Genomic DNA, 5,402 nt, shown 5'->3' on the forward strand with positions numbered 1-5,402 from the left:
GATGGTCAGGGGTTCCACCAGTTCGGCGCCGCCACCGAACAGGGCGTCGGCGTTGTCGACGGGGTATGCCTGCAGGATGTGGAGGGAGTCGGTGGTGGTGGCACTCGGATATCGCGCGAGCAGCGGCAGATCGATGGGCGTTTCGGCCTGTCGGGTCTCGAAGATCACCGGATCTGCCTTGAGGCCTACGGCATCGAGCAGCACCGCATGTAGCTCGGTGACCCTCCCGGCGAGCGTCTCGTCCGCCTCTGGGAGATCGCCGAGGTCTTTGATGTAGCCGGCCGCGATCGCCGTGAGCCCTTTGACCGGTGTGGACTTGCCCTGCTCGGACCATTCCTTCCATTGGCGTGTCAGCGTTTTCAGGGATGACGGAAAGACCTCGGCGAGCCAGTGCTCGGAGAGAAAGTCATTGACGTTGTGAATGGAATCGAACATTGCGTCACTCCTTGGGCTTCGGAATGATGACACCGACCACGCGCACAAACGGGTCCCCGGATGCGGCGAGGGAGTCGATGATGGCGGACCAGTTGCCCGCGGTGTTCTCGATCTCGAGTCTGCTGTCCTTGCGTTTGCCTGGTTCGGTGGCGATCTTCAGTGCCGACTGTTCCCACTGGGTCAGGCCGGCGCGGTATCGGTCGACGCGTTCGAGGAGGTCTTGTTCGAAGTCCTCGCGACGGTCGCGGATGTGGGCGAGGGCAGCGTCGACTGCGGTGGGCACGAGGTCCTGCAATTCCGCGAGCCAGTCAAGGTCGATGCCGGGGTTGGTGGCGTCTTCGCTCAGTCCCGAGATCTCGACGATGGTCTCGAAGTCGTCGACCTCGGGTGACTGCGGCAGCCCGGTGACCGCACCCCAGTGGGCGATGGCCGGTCGTCCGTCGTCGTTGGACCACACGGCTTGGGTGAGGAAGTAGACGCGATCGACGGAGCCGGTGACGACGGGGATCTCGTTGCGGCCGAATCGTCCCACGGCGCGGTCACCCGCCCAGTCGAGGACGGGATGGATCGGGGTGAGGAAGTGCACGTCGGGCCAGGAGGTGTCCTGCGCCTTCTGTGCACGGGCGAGACGCTCCTTGGCGACGTCGGGGCTGCCGGTCAAGCGGAGGCGTTCTTCGATTCCCTGCTCGGCCCGGTAGTCCGGTGGGAGGTCACGGAATCGGGTGATCAGGTCGTCGGGTGGGGTGAACGCGATGAGGTCTTTGTCGGCCTCGCGGTACACGTCGAGCGTCGTCGCCCCCTTATCGGTGGCGATGTCGGCCAGCTCTTCGGTGAGGTAGTTGTCGTCATCGTCGAAGAACGACAATCGGACGGAGGTGTCCGGGGCCGGCTCGTTCTCGTGCTCGCCGCCCTTGATCATCAGCCGGGCAAAGGGATTGAGCTTCTCAGGGGTGGGTTCGGGGATGACGGTGGCGAGATCTTGCAGGGTGCGGATGGCCTCCATGACGGTTTCTTCTTCGATCTTGGCGTCATGGAGGTCGAGGAGCACCTCGGCGTCACCGAGGGCACGGTTGGCCTCGTCTTCTTTCAAGAGCAGTTTGGTGACGACGTTGAGGTCGTCGGTCACGTCGTCGTCGGTGGTCAGGGCCAACGCCGTGATCTGAGGTGCATGCACTTGGCCGTACCGGTCGATGCGACCGTTGCGTTGCTGAATGCGGATAAACGACCAGGGCAGGTCGTAGTGCACCAGGTGGTGGCACTCCTTGTGGAGGTTGAGGCCTTCCGATGCCATGTCGGAGGCGACGAGAATACGGATCGCGGACGCCTTCTGCCCGAAGCCCTCCACCACAGATTGGATCTTCTCGTCCGAGAGGCCTGCATGCAGGACCTCCACTGGAAGGAGCCCATTGACGGCCTTGGCCGAAAACTTCAGCTTCTTCTGCAGATGAGTTTGGAGCCAATCCAGCGTGTCGATGCGCTCGGAGAAGATGACCACCCGGGTGTCTGAATCCTTGCCCACACCGATCGAGTCGAGGTAGGAGACGAGTGCGTCGAGCTTGGCCGGCGAGGTCCTCTCGGCCTTGGCCGCGAGATCGTCGAGTCGAAGCAGCGCCACCGCTTCCCGGTCGCGGTCGTTGTCGATGGTCTTCAGGCGCCGTCCGATACTGGCCCGCAGGGCGCGCGGCGACGAGAGGAAGGCTTTGTACAGGGTCCACGGAAAGAGTTGTCGGCCTTTGCCTTCGATGACGGGACGCCCGGTCGGGTGCAACCAGACATCCTCCAGTTCGCGAAGAACCTGCAGCTCTGCGGGATTGGGTTCGACGCCGAGGACATCGGGTTTGCTGCGGGCCTTCCACTTGTGGGCGACGTCGAGTTTCACATCGGGCGAGTTTCGATGGCGGCGTACGTAGAGGTGCTTGATGTCCTTGGCGTCGTACTCGTTCGGATCGACGATGGCTGTTGGGTCGAGCATGTTGATCAGCTCGGCAAACGACTCCTGTTTGCCGTTGTGCGGGGTGGCACTGGCCAGGATGAGGGCATCCGATTGCGCCGCAAGCAGTCTGGCGAGTTCGTTGTTCTGAGTGCCGCGATTGATCAGGTTGTGGCACTCATCGATCACGACGGCGTCCCAGTGCTGGCTCTTGAGGTGGTGCTTGTAGCGGGCCGGGTTCTTGAGGGTGTCGATGGAGACGATGACCCGCTTGTAATAGCTGAACGGGTTGCGTGAACTGGGGAGGGTTTGCTTGACCTTCTGGATGCCGGCGGAATCCAGTCGGATCAGTGGGATCGCGAAACGCGTCCACAGCTCCTGCTGGAATTGTTCGAGCACCGCGCGCGGAGTGACCACGAGGATGCGCTCACCCCGGCCGCGGCGGATCAGCTCGGAGAGCAGGATACCGATCTCCAGTGTCTTGCCCAGTCCGACGGCGTCACCAATGAGGATGCGTGGGCGCAGGTTCTCCAATGCCTGGGCTGCCGGACGGAGCTGGTAGTCCATCCTGTCGAGCAGGGCCTGGTGCCCGACCGCGATCCGCGTGTCGGCGGCGGGCACCGGACTGCTGCGTCGCACCGACTCCAACCAGAGGCGGGTCCGTCGGAATCCGGGCGACACGTCGGCGACGAGTTGGCCCTGGCGCGGGTCGAGCCGGTCAATTGTGTCGAGGTCCGGGTGATCGAAGAACACCGCGTCCTGGTCACGGACCAGTTCGCTGACACCGGTGACCTCGACGCGGGCGCCGTCCAACTCGGTGGCGCGCACCGAGCGGACGAGCCACTCCTCATCTCGGACGATGACGCGCTCACCTGCAGCGATATCTGCCACGACCCAGCCTCCTCGAATACTGCCCGGTTCGCAGCCTATGCCTGCGCGAGATACCCGCTGAAGAGGCCTGCGTCCTCTTCCCCGGGCTCGTGGGTACCGAACAGCAGCGCGCGATCCAGCAGCGTGTTGTTGAGCTCGCACGAGGTCTCCGGCGCCAACACGCACGCGTGACAAGCGGCCATGTTCAGAGCGTCGGTTCCCGATGCCGGCGACTCGATGCACACGGGATCGGACGAACACCACGACAACCTCGTCAGGCCTTCTTCGATGGCGGCGGCGAACTTGGTCGGATCGGCCTGAGAGGCCACACCACCGAGGCTTCCGGCCGAGTCGGAGCTGGCAGTGTAGATGAGGATCCCGGCCATGTCCTCGTCGACGAAGAGTCGCTCTCGAAGCGAGGATGCCGGGTAACCGGCGTCGAGCGAGAGTTGATCGATCAGCACGTGGGCGAGCGTGTGGAGTGCGACCTTGGAGATGTCGACCATGATCGGTGGGCGCTTGAACTGTCGGGCCTGCCTGTTCGCTGCTTCCTGGAGCTTGCGACGACGGTCTGCGGCGAAGGGGGTCGTCGCCCAGTCTGTGAGCTTCTTTCGGTCGAGCGCGAGGAAGATGCCTTCGCCGATGACCTCGATCGCAGGTAACCAAAGGAGGGGCTCGGGGGATAGCTTGCAGAGATTCTCGGTGTCGGATTCCCCGGAGAGCCTCGTGAATCCACGCAGCGCGCGGACCTCACGGAGGCGTGTCACCTTGCGTAGATCGGTGAAGATGTCCGGTACGCCGTCAGGGAATTGACCTCCGGTAACCGTCTTCTCGCAAACGAAGTCGGACTCGTCCTTGGATTCCTCGCGACCCTCGATGAGCTTCGCGAACTCTTGGCTGCGTAGTTGCTGTTCGTCAACGTCGTCTGCTTGCTCTTCACCACGTCGGCGTTCGACCTCGGCCATGATCTGTTCGAACGAGTATCGCCGAGAGTCGTCGGCGATCTTACGGACGAGCGCTTCACTCGCCAGATTCGGATCCTCAAGGACAGTCCAGTGTTTATTGACGAACTTCGCGAGGGCCTCCGAGTAGGGCGGAATGGAGATCGTCGACCGGACTGCCGGGAACCACACGTTGGACGCACCACGTTGGAGCACCTGGGGAGTCTCGGCGCAGTCCTCGGAGTACTCGCCCCCCAACCACGGCCGCCGGCCCTTGCATCGGATGACGCCTTTCATCGCAATTGTGCTCGTCGCCCCATCCAGGCTTCGGGGTTCCACGCCACAGGTGCACTTGAGCACAAGGTCATCAAGGGATGAGGTGCGGCCCAGTGCCTGCATGTGCATCAGATGCTTCTGATCGCCGGATGCCGAGGGTCCCCGATGAAGCCATTGAAAAAAGGGGAATTCGTCGATATGCCCATGTACGCATGAGGTGATCAGACGGAATGGAGACAGCGCCGCGCCGTCACGCCCATCCTTGCATCGGCAATGCGTAGCATTCCAATCACCGCCCAGCTGAGCAGCGGTGCCGATGCGTCGGCACGCGGGGCAGATCTGTGTCTCCGGAAAGCGCACGACTGGTACGTCGCGTCGGCCACCAGCCGGTGGTGACTTGAGTTCCGTGACGCCGAGGGATCGCGCGAGGCGCGGCTCGCTGATGGGCGGGGACGCGTCCTCATTCCATTCATGCAGACCGGAAATCATGAAACTTGTTGTTTCCGAGGGGAAGAGACCACCGATTCCGTACGTGCTGAGAAGCTGACTACGACGGGCCTTGACATTGTTGGTTTTCATTTCACCTTCTTCAGCGGAATCTGGTAAAGGCTGCTCTCGGCGTCCACGTCACGCATGCTCTGCAGTGTTGGCCAGGGAACCTCACGCTGGGAGTATTCGATCTCATCGTTGGTCAACGCTTCCTCCGGCCGAACCATCAGCGCTGCCTCTAAGTTCTTGTTCTGGTACTTCATGTTCTCGCGCTCTTCGCCTGCGTCGGCCCAGACCTTCAAGAGTGCCGCGAGCTGGTCCTTGGTTGCTTCTGCCTCATCCGGGGCGACCCTCTGCACTCTCTCGACGATCAGGCGCACTACCTCGGCGAGTGCATCCCACTCGTCGGCCGCCAAATGCGCGGAACCGTTACCTGACAGCCCTCCGATGAGCAACCGCGC

3 protein-coding genes and 1 pseudogene are annotated in these 5,402 nt (G+C 62.7%); all 4 read right to left on the reverse strand.

Annotation, left to right across the window (positions count from 1 at the left end):
* Positions 1-435: hypothetical protein (locus A5777_RS18010; protein ID WP_156529419.1), on the reverse strand; the 435-nt coding region annotated here is incomplete at its 3' end.
* A 4-nt stretch (positions 436-439) separates the two neighbouring features.
* Complete coding sequence (locus A5777_RS18015) at positions 440-3,256, reverse strand: DEAD/DEAH box helicase (protein ID WP_064863696.1); 2,817 nt, start codon at positions 3,254-3,256, stop codon at positions 440-442.
* A 35-nt stretch (positions 3,257-3,291) separates the two neighbouring features.
* Positions 3,292-5,031 (reverse strand): DUF1998 domain-containing protein, encoded by a 1,740-nt coding sequence (drmB, locus tag A5777_RS18020; RefSeq protein WP_064863697.1) that lies wholly within the window; start codon positions 5,029-5,031, stop codon positions 3,292-3,294.
* Positions 5,028-5,402, reverse strand: a pseudogene (locus A5777_RS18025) (helicase); the annotation flags it as partial. The pseudogene A5777_RS18025 and the gene drmB, both read right to left, overlap by 4 nt.

Origin of the sequence: Gordonia sp. 852002-10350_SCH5691597 (assembly GCF_001665715.1) — a bacterium.
Lineage (GTDB): Bacteria > Actinomycetota > Actinomycetes > Mycobacteriales > Mycobacteriaceae > Gordonia > Gordonia sputi.